Source organism: Phenylobacterium sp., assembly GCF_020402505.1.
In the GTDB taxonomy this organism is placed as follows: Bacteria; Pseudomonadota; Alphaproteobacteria; order Caulobacterales; family Caulobacteraceae; genus Phenylobacterium.
In genome coordinates, this window is the sequence record NZ_JADBZL010000023.1 from 38,753 (window position 1) to 58,890 (window position 20,138).

A 20,138-nucleotide genomic window follows, 5' to 3' on the forward strand; every position below is an offset into this window, starting at 1 on the left:
ATAAATCTATATCATTTCGCCAACTAACGAGAACCGGGCCTCATGGAACTTCTGCGCGCCGCCACCTTGACCGTTGCCGATCCGGAAGCGACGGCGGCTCGTTATGTCGAGTGGCTCGACTATTCGATTGTCGAGCGCGGCCCGGTCTCCGTCGATCTGGCTGCCGCATGGGGATGTCCGGCGTCAGCGGGCCGCGCGTCGGTAGTCTGCCGTCCGGCATCGGCTGCGGAGGTTTTCCTTCGCTTCATCGAGGGCGCGACGCCTGCTGACTTCAAGCCCCTGCGCACCTTCGGTTGGGCGGCCATCGAGATCTGCACTCAGGACACCCACGCCGTAAACGCGCGCATGGAGGGCTCGCCCTTCCAGATCATCGGCCCGCCCAAGGAGCTTGACGGGCTGCCCTCCATCTTCCCCATGCAGGTGAAGGGTCCGGATCAGGAAATCGTCTACCTGACCCAGATTCGGGACAATCTGCCGGCCTACGACCTGCCCCGTGCTGCAAGTCTGATCGACAAGCTATTCATCATCGTGCTGGCCTGTTCGGACCTTCAGGCTTCGCTGGACTGGTTCGAGACCGAGCTGAAGCTGTCAGCTGGCCGTTCAATGGACCTGGTCTACACCATGATCAACGCGGCCTTCGACCTGCCCGCGGACACGAAGCACGCCCTCGCCACCATGATGCACGGGCGCGACTGCTTCCTGGAGCTGGACCAGTATCCGGACGAGACGACCGCCCGCCCGACGGAACCCGGGGCCCTGCCCCCCGGCATCGCCATCACCACCTTCCGCCACCCGGACTTCGACGCCCTGAAGGGCTGGATCAGCCCGCCGGTTGTCCGCAACGGCGCCGTCTACGGCGGCAGGCGTGCGGGTACGCTTCGCGCGCCCGACGGCGCCCTTGTCGAGGTCGTCGAGGCGGCATGACCAACACCGCTTGCGAAGTCGTCCTGGCCCGCCCTGTCACAGCCGCCCCGGTCGCCGCAGACTTCACCGTCGTGACTCGCGACCGCCGACAGCCCGAGGGCGAGGGGTGGCTGAAAGTCCGACCGCTGTTCCTGTCTCTCGACCCCTACATCGGCGCCCGCATCCGGGGTCGTCACATGGGCGAGCCCGCCCCTGCGCCCGGCGAGCCCCTGCCCGGCTTCTGCGTCGCCGAGGTCGAGGAGAGCTGTGACCCCGCCTTCGCGCCGGGCGACCGCGTCGTCACCGAGGCCGGCTGGACCGACCTTGTCTGGGTCCGATCCGGGACCGCACGCAAAGTCTCATCCGATATCGCCGCGTCCCTGCATCTCAGCGTGCTCGGCATGCCTGGCCTGACCGCCTGGGCCGGCATTACCCAGCTGGCGAAGGCCGGCGCTGACGATCTCCTGACCGTCAACGCGGCGGCCGGAACGGTCGGCGGAGTCGCTGGCCAGATCACCAGAAACCTCGGCGGCCGCGCCGTCGGCATCGCGAGCGGATCGGAAAAGTGCGGCCTCGTCGTTGATCGCTATGGCTTCGAGGCCTGCATCGACTACCGTACCGAGGACTGGGAGACACAGCTGGCCTCCGCGGTCGCTCCGGGGTCGACCATCCATTTCGAGAACGTCGGCGCGAGCCAACTCGCCGCCGGCATCCGAAACCTCAACCTCTATGGCCGCATCGTCCTGTGCGGGCTGGCCGAGCATTATCACGCCGACGCCGGCCCGGCCGTCACCGCCATCGGTCCCCTCCTGGGCAAGCGGGCTGCCGTCTTTGGTCTGGTCGTCTACGACTTCTATCCCCGCTGGGCGGAGTGGACCGCTCTGGCCGAGCCCTGGGTCAAGGCGGGCCGCCTGACCATCGCCGAGGACATAGGGCAAGGCCTCGACAACGCGGGCGCCCAGCTGGAACGGCTTGTCCGCGGCGAGAACGTCGGCAAGACCCTGGTCCGGGTAGCGTGATCCGCCCCGGCGGCGAGCGCGGCTTCGTCACGGTCGACGGCCGTCGCGTCCTGATCCGTCGTTACGGACGCGGCCCTGCGGTCTTTGTGATCCACGGCTCGCCCCAGTCCTCGCGCGCCGTCGAGGCCGTGTGTCAGACCCTCGCCGCGCGCGGCCTGACCGCCATAGCCCCGGACACGCCGGGGGCCGGAGCTTCGGATCCCCTGCCCCTTGCAGACCCCGACAGCGCCGACTTCGCCGCCGCCCTGCACCGCCTGACCGGGACGCTGGGCCTTTCCCGTGTTGGCCTTTACGGCTTTCACACCGGGGCCGCGACCGCCGCAACCTTTGCGGCCCTGTTCCCTCAGAACACCGCCGCTCTTGTCTGTGACGGCCTGCCCGCGTGGACCGAAACCGAACGCGCCCGCTTTCTCGCGGACTATCTGACGCCCTTCGAACCGAGGTGGGACGGCTCCCACATGGCCTGGCTGTGGGCGCGTATGGAGGCCCAGACCGTCTTCTTCCCCTGGCACTCGACCGCCCCTTCAGAGCGCATGTCGATGGCCGTCTCCAGCCCGGAGCAAATCCATGCCAACGCTATGGACCTCCTGGCCGCGGGAGATTGCTATCGCCCGGTCTATCGCGCCGCCTTTACGTTCCGGGCCGAGACCGTTGTTGCTCGCCTGCCGTCCACCGCCCTCGTCGTATGCGCCGCCTCCGACGTCCTCGCCACCCATCTTGACCGCCCGGCGCTCGCTGGTCGTGGCCTGATCCTGCCGGACATGCCGAACCTTCACGCCGCCGCCGCCGACCACCTCGCGGCCCATCCTGGTGAGCCGGCTCCCAATCACCTCGAGGGCGGTTTCCTCGCGCTCGGCGACGAGCGCCTCGCGATCCACCGCCTCTCCGAAGGGCCCGGCTGCCCGCTCGTAATCCTCCACGACGCCGGCGGTTCAGCCGAAGATCTGACAGCGCCGACCGACCGCCCCGTCATCGCGCTGGATCTCCCTGGCCACGGACTTTCTGCAGAGGGCTGGCACGGTCCCGTTGACTGGCCCGGGATCGTCCGCACCGTGCTAAACGCGTTGAACCTCTCTGACGCCGAGGTCTCCGGCGTGGGCGCCGGCTCTGTGCTCGCATCCGCCCTGTCCGGCGCGGCGCCCATGCCCTGCCGTGTCCTCGGCGTGCCAAATCCCCCGCCGAAGCTGTCGCCCCAATGGGACGGCGCCCACCTGATCCGCGCCTTCCGCATCGCCTCATGGGAGCGGCTGTTCGACCCTTGGCACCGCCGCGACCCTGCTCATCGCATCCACCGTCCGTCAGACCTCAGCGCCGTCCATGCCCGAGCAGTCAGTCTGCTCCTCGCCCAACAGAGATGGTCCGCCCTGGAGACATGGGCGGTTCAAAACGCGCCCTGAAGGGGACTCGAACGATACGGACGTCTAGGTGCAAAGCGTTGCCTGATGTCGAAGTCGAGCGGCTCAATCGGGATGACGAGGTGGACCCAGCGAACCGTGTCCTTCACCGGGTCTCAGGCCGCCGGATCCGCCGTTTGCCCCGCTGCAGCCAGGCCTTCCGTCCGATCCCCACCGAAATTGCGGTACCTGCCCATCAAGAGCAGCAGCGCCGCCCCGGCAACCAGCCCCAAAGCCGAGTACAGCAGGATCGTCTCATAGCTGCCGGTCCGATCGAAGTACTGGCCGAAGATCACCGGCCCGACGCCGGCCCCCAGCGCGAAGAAGCCGTACAGCGCGCCATAGATGCCGCCATAGCTCTTCAGCCCGAAGTAGCGCGCCACCATAAAGGCCATCAGATCGAATTCCACACCCGCCGCGAACCCGATCAGTACGATTGACAGGCCCGCGATAAGCGGGTCGGTTGTTCCGGCAGCCAGGAGCCAACAGGCCACGGCGGGCGCGCTCAGGAATACAAAGGCCACACCCGGCGCCCAGAAGCGGTCGATCAGCCAGCCGCCCAAGAGCCGACCTCCGATCACCGACAGACCGATAAGCGAGGCGAGCGAAACTATATCCCCGGCTTCGAAGCCATTGGAGCGCAAGATGTTCTCGATGTTCGGGATCGGTCCCCCGACCGCGAAGCTGATCGGCACGAAGGCGACCGCCAGAATCCAGAAACGCCAGTCACGCAGAGCCTCCCCGAAGCTCTTTCCCGGCGTCACGGCCTTGCGCTCCGCATCCGCCGCACGCCGCTCGGCCGCCGTGACGGTCCTGCCGCCCACGTCGTGGAAGAAGATGAAGGCGACCGGGAGGGCGATCAGAAGCGGCAAGGCCGCCACACCCAGATAGGCGATCCGCCAGCCGAACTCTTCCACCAGCCAGGCCGTGTAGGGCTTGCATGCGAAACCAAACAGACCGGTGCCCACCAGCGACAGTCCGAGCGCCAACCCCTTGTGCACCTCGAACCGGTTGTTCACCGCCCGCGTCCAGGTCACCGGCAGGGTGCCCGCGCCAACTAGCGCCATGACGCCCCAGGTCACGTAGAAGAGCATGATGTCGCCGTTGCTCGCCGCGAACCCCGCGAAGGCCAGGCCGAACAGCAGCAGCGACAACAGAGCCACCGTCCGTACGCCGATCCGGTCCGCCAGCAGCCCCACCAGCGGGCTCGCCAACAGCACGGCGAACGTCATGATCGGAAGCCCGCCGAGGATCTCGGCGAAGCCCCAGCCAAACTCTCTGGCCAGCTCCGGGGCCAGGACGCCAATGGTGTAAAACGGCAGCGGCGACAGACCGAGCCCGATGCCAAGCATGGCGGACACCACGACGGGCCAGCCCAGCTTGAACTCACCGTATCCGGCCTTCGCCCCAGACTTTTCTTGCATGCCGGTCCCGTTCAGTGGGTAAAATGTAAATCCATTTGCCGATGGATTCCCGACCAATGCAAGAGCCGACCGCCGCGACGCTGTCCGTGATCTTCCCTCGAATTAGTGGACGGGGTTTAGCCGATCGGCGCTCGGCGTCGGATGGGCTGATATAGTCCATGACCTGCCCCCCTTTCTGATCCGTCGATTTGAGTGAGAGTCTGTCACAGCAAGGAGACGGACGTGAAGAGGAGCAGGTTCAAGGAGACGCAGTTCATTGGCGCGCTGCGGGAGCAGGAGGCCGGAAGCCCGACCGCGGAATTGCCTTTGCAAGCCCGCAAGAGCAAATGATATAGGATTATATCTTTTGCGCGGTCAGCCCGCGCCACTAAGGGGTTCGGATGGCTGGAGCCAAGGCCACAAGGGGTCGCACGCTTGTCGAGAAGATCGCCGCCAAGGCGTCGGGTCAAAAAGACGCGCGCGCGGGCGATCTGGTGACGGCCGAGGTGGACCTCTGCTTCGCGCATGACAGCTCTGGACCACGCCGCTGGGCGCCGATGCTGGCGGAGATTGGGCGCGGCCTGTGGGATCCGTCCAAGGTCGTGATCGCGTCGGATCACTACGTGCCTGCGGTTGACGCCGAGAGCGCAGCTATTTTGAGCCTGACACGCCGGTTCGCTGCCGAACATGCCGTGGGCCGCTTCTACGACATGGAAGGAATCGGCCATATGCTGCTGGCCGAACGGGGACTGGTGCGGCCTGGCATGCTCGTGGCGGGGGGCGACAGCCATACGCCTATGGCCGGCGCCTTCGGGGCCTATGCCGCCGGCTACGGAGCGACAGATATGGCGGCGATCGCTGCAACGGGTCGCACCTGGCTGGAAGTGCCCGCGACGATCAGGGTGGAGTGGTCCGGGGCCCTGGCGGACGGGGTGACGGCCAAGGACGTGATGCTGTTCCTGTGCCGCGAACTGGGCATGGACAATGCCTTCCGCGCGGTGGAGTTCGCCGGTCCGATGGTCGAGGCCATGTCGATGCCCGAGCGGCTGGTCTTGACCAATATGGCCGCCGAGCTGGGAGCCGAAACCGGGATCGTGGCGCCGGACGCGACCACCCTTGCCTGGCTGAGGGAGGTCGGAGCGCCGGTCGAGGATGAGGCGGCGGCGCAGGCCTGGACGTCCGATCCGGACGCGGACTATATCGCTTTACACCGGTTCGACGCGGGCGCCCTCGAACCCATGATCGCCCTGCCCCACTCCCCCGCCAACAGTGTGTCGGTCGCCAGCGCCGCTGGTCGCCGAATTGACCAAGCCTATGTCGGAGCCTGCGTGGGAGCAAAGCTGGAAGACCTGCACATGGCCTCGCGGGTGCTGGCGGGCCAAAGGATAGCGCCTGGCGTGCGGTTGCTCGTCGCCCCGGCGTCGTCGCGGGTTACGGAGGCCGCCGCGCGAGATGGGACCCTGGCCTGTCTGATGGCTGCCGGGGCCACCCTTTTGCCGTCGGGTTGCGGGGCCTGCGCGGGGATGGGCGCGGGCCTGCTGGCCGATGGCGAGGTTTGCATCTCGACGACCAATCGGAATTTCAAGGGCCGGATGGGCCATGCAGGAGCCGAGGTCTATCTCGGCTCGCCCTATAGTGTGGCGGCGGCGGCCGTCGCTGGAAGGATCATCGATCCGCGGGGTTACCTCGGTCAACGGAGGGCGGCGGCATGACCCTACCCGACAGCGGCCGTGCCTTCGTGTTCGGCGACCAGATCGATACCGACCTCCTGGCGCCAGGCCACCTGATGAAGCTCGATCCAGACGCTCTGGCAAGCCACTGCCTGGAGGCCATCAATCCGACGTTCGCGAGCAGCGTACGCGCGGGAGACTTCGTCGTGGCCGGGCTGAACTTCGGTCTGGGGTCGTCGCGCGAGCAGGCCGCAGTCTCGCTGAAGCGCCTGGGGGTGCGAGCCGTCATCGCCCGGTCTTTCGCGCGAATCTTCTGGCGCAATGCCATCAACCTGGGCCTACCTGCGATAACTCTCGCCGCCGCGCACGAGATCATGGCCGGCGACCGGCTGAGCCTCGATCTGCAGGCGGGCGAACTGATCAATGAGACTTCGGGTCGGGTCTATGCGTTCGCCCCCTTCCCCGACCACCTGACGGCGATGATGCGCGATGGAGGGCTGATCGCCCATCTGAAGCGTTCCGCCTCTGAACCCTCGGGAGCCGCATCGTGAGCCTGAAGGCCCGCCTGACAACGCCGGGACCGGCGGTCCACGCACCGGGTGCATTCGACGCTCTGTCGGCCCTGCTGATCCAGCAGGCGGGCTTTGAGGCCATCTACTTGTCCGGCGCGTCTATCGCTTACACCCAACTTGGACGGCCGGACCTTGGGCTGGTTAGCTTCGACCACGTCGCAGATGTGGTGGCCCGCATCTGCGAGCGGGTGGACATTCCCCTGATCGTCGATGCCGATACGGGCTTCGGGAACGCCCTGAACGTGGCGCGTACGGTCAAGGTTTTCGAGCGTAACGGGGCCCGCGCCATTCAGCTGGAGGATCAGACGTTCCCGAAACGCTGCGGACACCTTGCCGGCAAGGGCGTGACCTCGACGAAGGACATGGTCGGCAAGATCCATGCGGCGCTGGATGCCAAGAGATTCGACGAGACCCTGATCATCGCCCGGACCGACGCCATCGCGGTGGAGGGATTCGAACCCGCACTGGAGAGAGCGGTCGCCTATGCAGAGGCGGGCGCGGACGTTGTCTTTGTCGAGGCCCCGCGCGACCAGGAGCAGATGAAGTGCATCGTGACGACGCTCGGCCGCACGCCCGCCATGGCCAATATGGTCGAGGGCGGAAAGACGCCGATACTGACCCGGGACGCCCTGGGAGAGATTGGCTTCAGGCTGGTTATCAGCCCTGGCGCCCTCGTGCGCGCCCTGATCCCTGCGGCGGAGAGCTTCCTGAGGACGCTCGGGACGGAAGGGTCGACCGTCAGCTACAGGGACAGGATGACGGACCTCGCCGGGGTAAACGCCCGAATCGGCCTGGAGGAGATGTTGGCGCTCGGCGACCGCTACGAGCGGGAGCGAGAGGAAGCGGCAGAGTGAACCGCTCCGATCCCAACCTCTACGACCACTGGCCCTATCGCGACCGGCCGAAGATCACCTGGCCGGGCGGCAAGGCCCTGGCCTTCTGGATCGCGCCCAACATCGAATTCTACGAGTTCGACCCGCCGGTGAACCCGGCGCGACCCGGCTGGCCGCGCCCGGCCCCGGATGTGGTTGGCTATTCCCAGAGGGACTGGGGCAATCGGGTCGGGCACTGGCGGCTTCAGGACCTGCTGGACCGGCACGGGCTGAGGGGGTCCGTATCGCTGTCGATCGGGCTGATCGACCACCACCCCGAGATCATCGAAGCAGCCAACGCGCGGGGCTGGGAGTTCTTCAGCCACGGTATCTACAACACCCGCTACTCCTACGGCATGGACGAGGCCCAGGAACGGGCGATTCTGGTCGACTCGATCCGCTCGGTCGAGGCCGCGACGGGCCAGCGCATCCGGGGTTATCTGGCGCCTGCCCTGACGCACACGGCGCGGACCCTTGATCTGCTCGGCGAGCACGACTTCTGGTATTCCTGCGACTTGTTCCAGGATGACCAGCCCCAACCACTGAAGACGAGATCCGGGCGGCTGGTCTCCATGCCCTATTCGCTCGAGGTCAACGACGTCATCGGCTACTCGGTGATGGGCTTGGACCCTTGGCGATATGCCGACATCCTGAAGCGTCATTTCGACCAGCTGCTGGCCGAGGGGCGCGAGAGCGGAACGGTGATGTGCATACCGCTGCACGCTTATCTGGTCAGCCAGCCGCATCGTATCCGGGCCTTCGAGAACGCGCTGGAGCACATAATGGACCACCGCGATGATGTCTGGTTCGCGACGGGGTCGGAGATCGCGGCTCACTACCTGGAGCACTGCTGGGATCAGACGGTGGCGGACATTCAGCGGCGCGGCCTGGCGACAGGCGGATATGGGTTCGACGATGCCGCTGCCTGAGGAGCATCTTATCTATCCACACCGGCGACGGGGCATGGACCAGTCGCTCTACGACTGGCGGCCGGCGACGGCGCGGCCCAGGGGGCGCTGGCCCGGCGACCGCGAGATGGCGATCATGATTGTGATGCCGGTCGAGTGGCACATGCTTGATCCTTCGGGAAAGCCGTTCAAGCATCCCGGCGCCATGCAGACCGCATGGCCGGACCTCCGGCACTACACGACAAGAGACTATGGCCCCCGCGTGGGGGGCTTCCGCCTGCTACGGGCGCTGAAGGAGGCGGGGCTGAAGGCGACTGTCCCGGTGAACGGAATCGCGTTGGAGCGTTACCGGCCGCTGGTCGAGGCGGCGCTGGAGGACGGGCACGAGATCGCAGCTCACGGCTGGTCTACGGATGCGATCCATCATTCGGGTTTGTCCGAGGGCGAAGAGAGGGCGCTGGTGGCGCGCGCACGCGAAGCCTTCGAGCGCGTGGGCCTGAAGCCCCGCACGTGGATGAGCCCGGCACGGCAGCAGTCATTCCGCACCCTGTCGCTGATCGCCGAGGCAGGCTTCGACGTCTGCCTGGACTGGGAGCAGGACGAGGTGCCGGTGGTGATGACCACCGACGCCGGGATGGTTCACGCCGTGCCGTTGATGAACGAGCTTGACGACCGGACGCTGCTGATCGATCGGCGACAGACAGAAGACGCGTGGATCGATCAGGTGCTGGAGGCGGCGACCTATCTGAAGGCCGACGCCGGAACCGAAGACCGGCGGGTGCTGGGCTTTACCCTGACGAGCTACGTCGCGGGCCAGCCGTTCCGGATGAGCGCCGTGCGCCGCATGCTCGCGGGTCTGGCGGAAGTTCGGGCGTGGTCTGCGACGGCGAGCGAGATCGCGGCCGCCTGACGCCTATTCTCCCACCGGGAGATCGGTAAGTACCTGATTCAGTTCGACGTAATGACCGTCGGGATCATAAACCGACGAGAAGCTCACGCGGATCACGCTGGTCCCGTCGTAGCCGGGGTAGGTCACCACATGAGGCGTCTCCCCCACCCGGACGCCCGGCGAGGCGACGGCGCGGGCGAAGACCTCTTCCTGGTTCTCGACGTTGAACACGAGCACGATGTCGCCGGGATTCAGCAAGTTGTCGTCCGGGGCGCGCTTGGGCCGGGGCTGGCGTTCAGGCCTAGTGTATTCCATCAGGCCGAGGATGCCGATGTAGTCGTTGTTGGCGCGCAGGAAGACGAGCCGCAAAGACTGCTCGGCCGACTCGTCGTTCTTGGCGTCTCGCGGCGTACGGATCACGTTGTCATAGATCGGCACGAGACCGATCGCTCGGTAAAAGGCCAGAGATGCCTCGATGTCGCGCACCACCAGGGTGGTGCGCCGCAGGTCCAGCGGAACACGCTGGTCGGCCGACACCCGCTCGGGAGCGGGCGCGGCAATTGCACCGGCGCCACAGGCCGAGGTCGCCACGACCAAAGCCAACATCAGGGCGCGGATCATCGGGCGGTCTCCAGGTGGTTCAGGACATCGGCCGCCGGCAGGACATCGGCGTACTTCAGCAGCAGGTCCGTCAGGTTGGCGTAGTGGTAGCTCTCGTGCTTGTCGGCGACGCATTCGACCGGGACGATCGTCCGGTATCCGCGCGACAGGCTTTCCACGGCCGTGGCGCGAACACAGCCCGAGGTCGAGCCACCGGTGACGATCACCGTGTCGATGCGATGCCAGATCAGGTAGCTCTGCAGCGGCGTCTCGTGAAATGCCGACGGCATGCGCTTGTCGAAGATCAGGTCGACCTCGCAGTCGGGCCGAGCGCGCGGATCAAACGCGTGACGGTCCGAGCCGAACCGGATGTTCTGCAGGCTGTCGGGCGTGTCGCTCCGTGTGCCCCACACGCCCGCGTCACCGCCGTCGGGCTTGTAACAGACGCGGGTCCAGACGACCGGCAGACTTGCGGCGCGAGCAGCTTCGCTGATCCGGTTGATCCAGGCTATCTGGTCCGGGTCAGTCACGTAGGCTGTCTTCGGAAAAAGGTCTGGCCGGGTGTAAGCTTGCTGCACATCGACATTGACAACAGCGGATCGCTGGCCGAAGCCGAAACTCCGGCGCGCCGGGCTCGCCCGCACTTCCTCATAGATCAGTCTAGCGGGCCGGTCGTCGCGGGTCATCGTGGGTTCGAAACGCAGATCGCCCATCATTGCGGCTCCCCGGACTGCAGGCGCCGGATCTCTTGAAGTCCCGTCGGCGGCGCTCGCCAGAGCGGGGCCTCCGTCTCGACGTAGTCGCGCAGCGAGGCGGGCACGTCCTTCCATTGGTCAATGCGCCAAGTAACCAGGTGCATGATCGCCGGCCCACCGCCTGCCCACGCCGGGGCCTCTCCGTACCGGACCCAGGAAAGCTGGTTCGGATTGGAGGCCCCGCCCGGCGCCTGGATGAAGAAATCGTAGTTCTCGAAGGCCTGGTAGCGGCGCTCCCCGCGGGTCGGTATGTCCAGAAAGAGCGGCGCGGTGAACACGTAGGCGTCGCCGATCCGGCGCGCCTGCATCGTATCGCCCGGTCCGATGCGCTGGAGACGCGCGCCTGAGCCTTGTTCCACCATCGTTGTCAGGCGATCACCGACCAGCTCGTAGGTGATGAACTGATAGGGATAAGCCACCGGTTCGACGGCGACTCCGTTCCTCTCCCGCAGGACCTCGTTCGATTCCGCGTCCCGATAGATGTAAATCTTGCGCGAGAACTGCCGCGCCAGCGCCCGGCCGGGATCCGGGCGGTCGGACATCGATGTGTCGAAGCCTTCGACCCGCGCAAGCAGATCGCCCGAAGGATAGGCCCGCAGAGTGCCGACGGAATACCAATAGACCGGCCGCCCCGTCCCGGTGCGAGCATCGACAAACACGTCGAAGCTTTCCCGGTTGAACCCCTGGCTCTTGGCGTCGTCTCCCAAGCCAGCCAGAGTGGCCGCGATGAATGCAAGCAGGGTCAATCGTCGCATTTGTGCGCCTCCAATCCGCAATCAGGGTAACCCCGCTTGTCGGCGGCTTCAAATGATATAAGATTATACCAATAGAACCGGGCTGAGATCCGGGCCCACAACATGAACCCGGAGATCCCTCCATGCGTTTTTCCGTTTTGCTTCTCTCCACCGCCTCCGCCGCCGCCATGTTTGTCGCACTTCCTGCGGCTGCTCAGGATGGGCCGTCCGACCAGGCCGTCACGCGCGTCGATGAAATCATCGTCACTGCCCAGCGCCGGGAGCAGAACATCCAGGACGTGCCGATAGCCGTTACGGCCTTCACGGATACGCAGCTGGAAGTCGCGATCGTAGAGGATACAAGCGATCTCGTGCGAGTGACGCCAAGCCTGACGGGGGGGTTGAACACCGGCACGGGAGGCGCTGTCAGCTACTTCATCCGCGGTCTCGGATCGACCGAACAGGTCGCTACCTTCGATGTGCCTGTCGCGACCTATGTCGATGAAGTCTATGTCGCCCGGCAGATCGCCAACAACATCACCCTGCTGGACGTGGATCAGATCGAGGTCTTGCGCGGGCCGCAAGGCACATTGTTTGGACGCAACACAACAGGCGGCGCAATTTCCATCACGACGCGCAAGCCCAGTCAGGACTTCCGAGCCTCCGTTGAAGGCGCCTTCGGATCATTCGACCGCTATACCTTGCGCGGTGCAATCAGTGGACCGCTGAATGACGCCGTCTCGGCGGGCGCGACGGTACTCCGAATCGGCGATAACGGTTACTCGCGCAGCCTTGTTACCGGACAGGATCTGAACGGCGAGGACACTTGGGGCGTCCGCGCGGCCTTGCGTTTCCAGCCGAACGAGACTTGGGACTGGAACCTGTCCGCCGACTACATCGACCAGGCCAAGACCACCATTGGCGTGAACCCGCTGGATCGCCAGTACACGAGCCGGACGGGATTGAGGCGCGGCGACTGCTCCGACAGCGCGGTGGAGTCGTTCCTGAACCAACGCCTTGGCAACTGTGCCCGCACTCGGGTCACCACCGTGATTTCGAACCTGACCCACGACATGGACTGGGCCAGTGTCACCTGGATCAGCGGCTACATCTCCACCGATCAGATTTTCTCGGTCGACTTCGGCCTTGGCGGCAGCCCGACGCCGTTCGGCGGCTTCGTCATTTCCAATGACGTCGAGACGAGGCAATGGACGCAGGAGCTCAAGCTGGTCGGCGAAACCGGCCGCGTCAACTGGGTCGCGGGCCTCTTCTACCTTGATGAGGACAACTCGACCTATCAGGTCGACACCTTCGCCACGACGCCGACGGCCACCAGCGCCCTGGTGTTGGGCGATCGTCTGCTCAATAACGGGACCCGGTCCTTTGCGGCCTACGCCCAGGGCGACTTCGCGATCACGGACCAGCTCACCCTGACGCTTGGGGGGCGTTACACCGATGAAGACAAGGACGTCCGTTTCGGTGATCGGACCCGAGCAACCTATCCGGCCGGCTTCATCGGCTTCACCGGCGCCGCGACCTCACGGCCGACGACCGCGAACCTGATTGCGGCCGGAATACCGGTGTCGCAGTCCACCTCGAAGTTCACGCCCCGCGTCGCCCTCGCCTACCAAATGAACGATGACGTGATGTTCTTTGCTTCGGCGACCAATGGCTTCAAGTCAGGCGGCTGGAACGCGCGCGGCACAACCGCAATCACCAACTCCGCCTTCGGCCCGGAGGAGGCATGGTCGTACGAACTCGGCATGCGTTCTGACCTTCTTGAGGATACGTTGCGCCTGAACTTGACCCTGTATCGTCTGGAGGTGGAGAACCTGCAGTTGCTTTCGGGTCAACCTCGCCCCGGCGGCGGGATCGACTTCGTGACCCGTAATGCGGGTGGGCTCGAAGCAACCGGCCTTGAGGCCGAGATCACCTGGCGTCCGACAGAAGCGCTGGAAGTCTATGCCACCGGCTCAATCGCTGATCGGCAATACGTCGACATCCCGCTGCGTAACGGCGCAGGTGGCGTCCCGTGTTCAACGACGCCAGAGCCGCTGAACTGTGTGACCACTCGCGACCAGCCGGTCCGTTTCCCGGAGAGTCAGGGCACGCTAGGCGGCCGCTATACCCTGCCCACCACACTGCTCGACGGCGAGTGGTCGCTGAACGGTTCGATCAGCTACTCTGACGAGTACTGGACTTCGACCTACAACGATGCGCGCACCGTGACCGGTGTGCCGTTTGGCGGAACGACAGCCATCACGGCGCCGTTATCCCTGACCGCAGCAACCACGGTCTACAACATCGGCGTGCGCTACGAGAGCAGCGACGGGGCCTGGCAAGCATCGCTGGACTGCTCGAACTGCGGTGAAGAGTATTACGTCACCACCTCGCTGGTGGGCCTGGCCTATCCGAACGATCCGCGTCGGATCACCTTCCGCCTGCGCCGGAATTTCTGACGCCAACAGATTGCGCCGCCGCACGCTTTTGGCTGGCGGCGCCATGGGGGCGGTTCTGAACGCGAACCCTCAGAGGGCGCGAGCACATGGCTCGCGCCCCTCTTCGTTTTTGAACGATGCCCGGGCCAAGATTGAGGCGTGGCGACGGGACTTCGACGAGAGCCGTCCTCACACATCTCTGGGGTTCATGACGCCTGCCGAATTTGCTTCATCGGCCGGGGTTAACCCCGGCCGATGAAGCGCCAGATCTCTCGTTCTGGGCGGATACAAATCCGGGACAGGGTCATTCGTAGCGGATCACAGCCACCCGCAGATCAGGCGTCTTGCGCGGACACCGTCGAGACGCGGCGGCCTGCGCCGCCGCCTTAACCGACCAGCCCTGATAAATCCGCTCAGCCAGAAGGTCTCGACCCGAAGGCGTCAGCCGGGCTTTCTGGTGCACGTTCATCCGAGGAGTTCCGCTGGAAGTGGTGTGTTGCAACTCCAGCTTCGCTCAAGCGCCTCCTCGGGTGAACAACCATCGTAGCAACGACACCTAGGTCGCCTTGCGAGTCCATCGACGCCACCGATGAAGATGGCCCGCCGGCAAACCTTTCCGACCGGGCCCGGCTGTCGCATCAAGTTCAGCAAGACTTGCCGCACCCCGGCTGGTATCTCGTCGGGGAACCCCGGCCAGAGATCAGAATTCGGGATGAGGAAATGCTGCTTAAAGGTCTGAAAGTCATCGAATTCGCCTCCTATATCGCAGCGCCGGGCGCCGCTGGCGTCCTCGGCGACTGGGGGGCGGACGTCATCAAGGTCGAACGCCCCGAAGGCGACCCCATGCGTCACGTTTTCGCCGACACCAAGAACGCCGTCGCCGGAAACCCGACCTTCGCCGTCGACAACCGCGGCAAGCGCGCCATTGTCCTGGACATCTCACGTCCCGAAGGCCGGGACGCCCTCGCCCGTCTGGCGGCCACGGCGGATGTGTTCCTGACCAATGTCCGTCCCGCCGCCCTGAAGCGCGCCGGTCTCGATGAGGCGGCTCTGCGCCGGGACAACCCCCGTCTGGTCTACGCCATGGTCACCGGCTACGGTCTCGAAGGCCCCGACGCCCACCTGCCCGGCTTTGACGTCACCGCCTTCTGGGCCCGCTCCGGAGTCGCTCGGATGCATGCCCCCAAGGGGACGGACCCCTTCATCCTGCGCACCGGGGTCGGCGATCACACCACCTCGATGGCCACTGTTTCCGCCATACTGGCCGCCCTCTATGAGCGCGAGCAGACCGGCCGGGGCCGGCTGGTGCAGACCTCGCTTCTGGCCACCGGGGTCTACACCGTCTCTTCCGACATGGCTGTTCAGCTCGCTTTCGGGCGTCTGGCCTCCAACCGGCCGCGCACGGATCCCTTCGATCCCCTCGCCAACTTCTATCGCAGTTCCGACGACCACTGGTTCGTGCTCAACCCCCGTGGGGGTGGCGCGGACTGGAAGGCGCTCACCCGCGCCTGCGGTCGCCCTGACCTCGCCGATGATGAGCGCTTCGCCAACGGCCGCTCCCGGCGCATGAACAGCGCGGCCCTGGTCCGGGAGCTTGAGGCCGCCTTCGCTGCGTTCGATTTTCAGGAGGTGCGGGCGCGGCTGGACGGCGAGGACCTCGTCTGGGCGCCGGTCCAGACGCCCGCCGAGGTCGCAGCGGACCCGCAGGTGGCCGCCGCAGGCGGCTGGGTCGAGGTCGAGGATGGCGCGGGAGGTCACTTCCGGTCCCCGGCGGCGCCCGCCCGGTTCCCCGGGGCCGACCAGCCGGTCCGCCCGCCCCCGCCGGGGCTGGGCCAGCACACCCGCGAAGTCCTCTCCGAGCTGGGATACTCCGAAAGCGAGATCGAGGCCCTCTACGCCAGCGGCGCCGCCGCCTGAGGCGCCGGGCTAGCCGAGGAGGGGCTCATCCCCCCTGCGACCGGCGGCGGAGTCCCTCCCCGCGGACGCCTCGGACAGGATTCTCAGCATCTCCGTCGAGAACATCGAGCCGCCCAGCCGCGCCCCGGGGGTCGAACCGTCTCCGCCGCGGTCTCCGCCGAGAATGAGGGACATCAGCACCTCCTGCTCGCGCTGTATATCCTGGGACCGGCTGTTGCCTGCGTACTGGATGAAGCCGGACGGTTCGGGCGCGGAAGGCGGGCTCGCCGGCGCAGAGCCGCCCGTCCGGCTGAGGTTGGCGTAGAGCTCCTGCACGGTCGCCGCACGCCCTTCCTTGTAGAAGATGGTCGGATTGGCCCGCGCCGCTTCCGGAAAGAGATTCGCGGCCGGCGCCGCGCCCTGCTTCTCGAGGGCCTCGATGAGTCGGGCGGATCCCAGGACACCGAGGAAGTGGGCCATGTAAAGCTCCCCCAGGGTCGGATCGCGACCGATCCGGCCCCTCAGGTAGGCGGCGTTCTGCGAGGTGAACTCGGCCGCCATGACCGAGGCGGCGTTGGGGTCTAACCGCAGGTCCAGTATGGCCTGCCGCGCCCCGCCCGGCACCGTATAGCGACCGTCTGGGTTCCGGCGAATCTGGTCGGCGTAGGCCCCGTAGCCGTGCCGTTCGCCGAACTGCTTCATGGTGGCCAGCCAGGTCTGCTCGGTGAACTGAAACAAGCCGGCGGCGGTGGAGGTCGATGCCCGGGCGGAGGGGTTAAAGCTGCTCTCCCGCTGGGCGGTCTTCATCAGATAGCCATAGTCCACCCCGGTCGCAGCGCTCGCACGCTGGATCACAGAATGGACGGCGGACCTGATTCCACTGATCGACATGGCCCCAGCCTGTCTGGGTATGGTAAACGAACGCTTAACCATACCCGTTTAGACGGGTTACTGAAACGTTAATATCAGTAGCTCTTGGGGAGGTCCAGAACCTGCTCGGCGATGAAGTTGCAGATCATTTCCCGGCTGACGGGGGCGATCCGGGCGATCATCGCCTCCCGGAAATAGCGCTCCACATGGTACTCCCTGGCGTAGCCCATGCCGCCATGGGTCAGGACCGCCGTCTCGCACGCGGCGAAACCCGCCTCCCCGCCCAGGTACTTGGCCGCGTTCGCCTCCGCGCCGCAGGGCTTTCCGGCATCGAACAGGGCGGCGGCGCGGAAGGCCATGAGGCTCGCCGCCTCCAGCCCCATCCAGGCCCGCGCCAGCGGATGGGCGACCCCCTGGTTCTGACCGATGGGCCGGCCGAACACCCGCCGCTCCCGCGCATAGGCCGCCGCCCGCGCCAGCGCTGCGCGCCCCAGGCCCACGGCTTCGACGCCGATCAGCACGCGCTCGGGATTGAGGCCCGCCAGCAGGTAGGCGAACCCCTTGCCCTCCTCCCCCACCAGGTCCTCGGCCGGAACCTCGAGGTTGTCGATGAAGACGCTGTTCGACTCGATGGCCCTGCGGCCCATCTTGGGGATGACCGTGGCCGTGATGCGGCTGCGGTCAAAGTCCGTATAGAACAGGCTGAGGCCCTCGGTCGGCTTCCTCACGGCCTCCCGAGGCGTGGTCCGGGCGATGATCAGGATCTTGTTCGCCCGCTGGGCCATGGTGGTCCAGACCTTGCGCCCGTTGATCACCCACCCGTTCCCCCGCCGCTCGGCGCGGGTCGTCAGGCTCGCCGTGTCCAGGCCGGAGTCCGGCTCGGTGACCGCAAAGCACATCCGGTCGCGGCCATCGATCAGCCGCGGAATGGCGCTCGCCTTCTGGGCGTCCGATCCGAACTTGACGATCGGCATGGGCCCGAAAATGTTCAGGTGCACCGCGCTGGCGCCTGAGAAACCCGCCCCGGACTCCGCCACCGTCTGCATGATCAGGGCGGCCTCGGTCAGGCCCAGGCCGGCGCCGCCCAGGGCTTCCGGCATGGCCGCGCCCAGCCAGCCTCCGGACGCCATGGCGGACACGAAGGCCTCGGGAAAATCGCCGGTCTCGTCGACCTGGCGCCAGTAGTCGGCGTCAAACCCTGCGCACAGACGGCGAACGCCCTCCCGCAGCTCCAGTTGCGCCTCTGTGAAGTCGAAACCCGTCATCGGCCGCCGCTCTCCGCCCTCACCCGAACCGGGCGGGATCGAGTCGCACCGCCCAGGCTCCGGCATCCTCGCCGGTCACCGCGGCGGTGACAATCCGGGCGACCAGCGGCGCCAGGAGCCATCCGTTCCGGCGGGCGCCGACGGCCAGGAACACCCCGGGCTGCGAGGCGAACCCGGCCAGGGGCAGACCGTCCGCTGAGGCCGCCCGCACGCCCGCGCGCGCACTCCAGGCCTCCGGGGGCGCGTCGGGCAGGAGGGCCCCGACCGCGGCCCGCAACCCCGCCTGCGCCCCGGCGTCCGCCGTCAGGTCGCGCCGTCCGGGCTCCATGGTGGCCCCGGCCAGGACGCCGCCCTCCGATCCCAGGAGATAGGCGCCCTCGGTCCGGATCACCCGGGCGGGCGGCGCAAGGTCGCCCCGCCAGAGGATCTGCCCCTTGATCGGGGCCAACCCCTGCAGCTCGGACGCCGCCGCCTCCAGGGCGGGGTCTGCGCCGGTGGCCAGGACGATCGGGCCGCTCTCCCCTCGCAGGTCCTCCGGCGCCAGCCGGCGACGCTCGAGGGTTCCGCCAAGCTCGGCCAGCCGCGCCGCCATGGCGGCCAGGGCGACCCGGGGCTCGATCCGCCAGTCCTCGGGGGTCAGGAGACCCCCGGCGTATCGGGGGTTCAGTCCCGGAAGCCAGGCCTCCATCTCCGAACGCCCCGCCCGGCCGATCCGGAGCCCCCGGGCCCGGAACCCCGCCTCCAGCCGGTCCGTCCAGTCCGCCCCGCCCGTCGCCGCCGTCCCGCTCCGGTCGAGGGTCAGGCCCAGCCGCGCCGCCAGTTCGGGCCAGAGGTCGCGGGCGGCCAGGAAGAGGTCGAGGGCATCATGGATGGGCGGGTCCAGCAGGGTCTCGAAGGCCGGCGCCAGCATGCCCGCCGCCACGCCCGAGGCCGTCCGGCCCGGCTCCGCATCCGCCACGACCCGCACCTTCAGCCCGGCCTCCGCCAGAGACAGGGCCGTCGCCAGGCCGAATACGCCGGCGCCGACCACCAACACGGAATCTGCCCCCGGACCGGTCATGCCCTCAGGCGCCGGATTCCGGCGGGGAAATCAAGGGCGGGGCGCAGGGGGCGGCGGAAAGCGCACCTCGGCTATCCGGGCCCGGAAGAACGGGAAGTAGGCTTCCGTGCCGAACATCGATCCGGCCTCCACCGCAAAGGGCACGCGAAATCCCTGCACGTCCCGGAAGTCCGAGAGGACGCCGCCGAAGGGCTGCAGCCGGTAGCGCCGTTCGGGATTGGCGTCGCTCCAGCGCTGGAAATGGACGGTGATCGGCCGCCCGTCGGGGGCCACCTCGATATCCACCGCCTGGGACAGCGGCCCGCGGGTGACCGTCACCCGCGCCGTATCGGGGCCCGGGGCCTCCCAGGTCACGCCGGGGCCCGGCAGCAGGGCGGCGGGGGTCCAGAAGACGGCCTCGGCCACATAGCGGCCGAAGGCGGCGCGGGTATGGTCGGCGTTCCCGCCCAGCCGGGCCACGGGAAAGAGGCCGAAGATCCGGAACCGGGTCCAGCCGCGGGCGGGCGAGCCGAAGTCGGACCCGGACACCCCGTTCGGCAGGCGGAGCGTCCACAGAAAGCCCTCCGGCGCGGCGAGGATCTGGCGGGCGTCCATCGGCTGGTAGACGGGCCTGTCCGGCGGACCGAGGCTGAACTCGCCCCCCATGTGAAGCTCGGCCACGGTCAGCAGGGGCGCGCCCGGCGCAATGGCGAACCGCAGAAAGCGGCGGGCGGGCTCGGGCAGGCCCGCAACGCTCTGCGGATCAAAGACGGCGGGCCGGACCGGCTGCAGGGCGGCGAGCCTGCGCCACTGGGCGCGGTCGTCCCGCGCATCAAGGACGCGCAGCGCCGCCAGCCCCAGCAGGGCGAGGGCGAAGACGCCCGGGAGAAGCCAAAGGAAGATCATGCCCG

The 20,138-nt window shown here is 67.1% G+C and carries 19 protein-coding genes and 1 pseudogene; 11 read left to right on the plus strand and 9 right to left on the minus strand.

Annotation, left to right across the window (positions count from 1 at the left end; genetic code table 11):
• Positions 1–42: 42 nt before the first annotated feature.
• From IM632_RS01915 to IM632_RS01925, 3 genes are read left to right on the plus strand one after another with little or no spacing between them, the layout of a single operon-like run.
• Entirely contained in the window at positions 43–924 is an 882-nt protein-coding gene (locus IM632_RS01915) for a hypothetical protein (protein WP_296497349.1), read from the plus strand.
• The gene (locus IM632_RS01920) at positions 921–1,922 is read left to right on the plus strand and encodes an NADP-dependent oxidoreductase (RefSeq protein ID WP_296497346.1); all 1,002 of its coding nucleotides are present in this window, start codon (positions 921–923) and stop codon (positions 1,920–1,922) included. Before IM632_RS01915 ends, IM632_RS01920 begins: the two co-directional genes overlap by 4 nt.
• Positions 1,919–3,319, plus strand: coding sequence for an alpha/beta hydrolase (locus tag IM632_RS01925; RefSeq protein WP_296497344.1), 1,401 nt, complete (start codon positions 1,919–1,921; stop codon positions 3,317–3,319). Before IM632_RS01920 ends, IM632_RS01925 begins: the two co-directional genes overlap by 4 nt.
• 113 nt (positions 3,320–3,432) lie before the next feature.
• Here IM632_RS01925 and IM632_RS01930 read toward each other — a convergent pair whose 3' ends face one another.
• Positions 3,433–4,740: an MFS transporter gene (locus IM632_RS01930; protein ID WP_296497341.1), complete on the minus strand. Its 1,308-nt coding sequence runs from the start codon at positions 4,738–4,740 to the stop codon at positions 3,433–3,435.
• A 380-nt stretch (positions 4,741–5,120) separates the two neighbouring features.
• Here IM632_RS01930 and IM632_RS01935 point away from each other — a divergent pair, with 380 nt between their 5' ends.
• From IM632_RS01935 to IM632_RS01955, 5 genes are read left to right on the plus strand one after another with little or no spacing between them, the layout of a single operon-like run.
• Positions 5,121–6,431 (plus strand): aconitase/3-isopropylmalate dehydratase large subunit family protein, encoded by a 1,311-nt coding sequence (locus tag IM632_RS01935; protein ID WP_296518093.1) that lies wholly within the window; start codon positions 5,121–5,123, stop codon positions 6,429–6,431.
• Positions 6,428–6,940: a 3-isopropylmalate dehydratase gene (locus IM632_RS01940; protein ID WP_296518091.1), complete on the plus strand. Its 513-nt coding sequence runs from the start codon at positions 6,428–6,430 to the stop codon at positions 6,938–6,940. The genes IM632_RS01935 and IM632_RS01940 overlap by 4 nt, the downstream gene beginning before the upstream one ends.
• Positions 6,937–7,815, plus strand: a complete 879-nt coding sequence (locus tag IM632_RS01945; RefSeq protein WP_296497334.1) for an oxaloacetate decarboxylase — start codon at positions 6,937–6,939, stop codon at positions 7,813–7,815. The genes IM632_RS01940 and IM632_RS01945 overlap by 4 nt, the downstream gene beginning before the upstream one ends.
• Positions 7,812–8,762, plus strand: a complete 951-nt coding sequence (locus tag IM632_RS01950) for a polysaccharide deacetylase family protein (protein WP_296503768.1) — start codon at positions 7,812–7,814, stop codon at positions 8,760–8,762. The genes IM632_RS01945 and IM632_RS01950 overlap by 4 nt, the downstream gene beginning before the upstream one ends.
• 34 nt (positions 8,763–8,796) lie before the next feature.
• Complete coding sequence (locus IM632_RS01955) at positions 8,797–9,651, plus strand: polysaccharide deacetylase family protein (RefSeq protein WP_296520750.1); 855 nt, start codon at positions 8,797–8,799, stop codon at positions 9,649–9,651.
• A gap of 3 nt (positions 9,652–9,654) precedes the next feature.
• On the opposite strand, the gene IM632_RS01960 is transcribed toward IM632_RS01955, so the two are convergent.
• Genes IM632_RS01960 through IM632_RS01970 form a run of 3 tightly spaced genes read right to left on the minus strand, consistent with a single transcriptional unit; the run spans position 9,655 to position 11,740 of the window.
• Entirely contained in the window at positions 9,655–10,251 is a 597-nt protein-coding gene (locus IM632_RS01960) for a VOC family protein (RefSeq protein ID WP_296497746.1), read from the minus strand.
• Positions 10,248–10,946 (minus strand): isochorismatase family protein, encoded by a 699-nt coding sequence (locus IM632_RS01965; protein ID WP_293541229.1) that lies wholly within the window; start codon positions 10,944–10,946, stop codon positions 10,248–10,250. The genes IM632_RS01960 and IM632_RS01965 overlap by 4 nt, the downstream gene beginning before the upstream one ends.
• A complete protein-coding gene (locus tag IM632_RS01970) occupies positions 10,943–11,740 on the minus strand; it encodes a hypothetical protein (protein WP_296479902.1) in 798 nt (265 codons plus the stop codon). Before IM632_RS01970 ends, IM632_RS01965 begins: the two co-directional genes overlap by 4 nt.
• Before the next feature lie 122 nt (positions 11,741–11,862).
• On the opposite strand from IM632_RS01970, the gene IM632_RS01975 reads away from it, so the two are divergent.
• The gene (locus tag IM632_RS01975; protein WP_296479903.1) at positions 11,863–14,178 is read left to right on the plus strand and encodes a TonB-dependent receptor; all 2,316 of its coding nucleotides are present in this window, start codon (positions 11,863–11,865) and stop codon (positions 14,176–14,178) included.
• Between the two features lie 103 nt (positions 14,179–14,281).
• Positions 14,282–14,416 (plus strand): annotated as a pseudogene (locus tag IM632_RS01980) (integrase core domain-containing protein); the annotation flags it as partial.
• A gap of 45 nt (positions 14,417–14,461) precedes the next feature.
• Here the strand turns inward: IM632_RS01980 and IM632_RS01985 are convergent.
• Positions 14,462–14,626 (minus strand): leucine zipper domain-containing protein, encoded by a 165-nt coding sequence (locus IM632_RS01985; RefSeq protein ID WP_293541222.1) that lies wholly within the window; start codon positions 14,624–14,626, stop codon positions 14,462–14,464.
• Positions 14,627–14,877: 251 nt separating this feature from the next.
• On the opposite strand from IM632_RS01985, the gene IM632_RS01990 reads away from it, so the two are divergent.
• Positions 14,878–16,074: a CaiB/BaiF CoA-transferase family protein gene (locus IM632_RS01990; RefSeq protein WP_296479904.1), complete on the plus strand. Its 1,197-nt coding sequence runs from the start codon at positions 14,878–14,880 to the stop codon at positions 16,072–16,074.
• A 9-nt stretch (positions 16,075–16,083) separates the two neighbouring features.
• On the opposite strand, the gene IM632_RS01995 is transcribed toward IM632_RS01990, so the two are convergent.
• The 4 genes from IM632_RS01995 to IM632_RS02010 form a co-directional block, all read right to left on the minus strand.
• Positions 16,084–16,944, minus strand: coding sequence for a transglycosylase SLT domain-containing protein (locus IM632_RS01995; RefSeq protein WP_296479905.1), 861 nt, complete (start codon positions 16,942–16,944; stop codon positions 16,084–16,086).
• Between the two features lie 74 nt (positions 16,945–17,018).
• Positions 17,019–18,188 carry an acyl-CoA dehydrogenase family protein gene (locus tag IM632_RS02000; RefSeq protein WP_296479906.1) on the minus strand — a complete coding sequence of 390 codons (1,170 nt, stop codon included), beginning with the start codon at positions 18,186–18,188 and terminating at the stop codon, positions 17,019–17,021.
• Between the two features lie 19 nt (positions 18,189–18,207).
• Positions 18,208–19,248 carry an FAD-dependent oxidoreductase gene (locus IM632_RS02005; protein WP_296479907.1) on the minus strand — a complete coding sequence of 347 codons (1,041 nt, stop codon included), beginning with the start codon at positions 19,246–19,248 and terminating at the stop codon, positions 18,208–18,210.
• A gap of 30 nt (positions 19,249–19,278) precedes the next feature.
• Positions 19,279–20,133 carry a DUF6544 family protein gene (locus IM632_RS02010; protein WP_296479908.1) on the minus strand — a complete coding sequence of 285 codons (855 nt, stop codon included), beginning with the start codon at positions 20,131–20,133 and terminating at the stop codon, positions 19,279–19,281.
• Between the last annotated feature and the right edge of the window lie 5 nt (positions 20,134–20,138).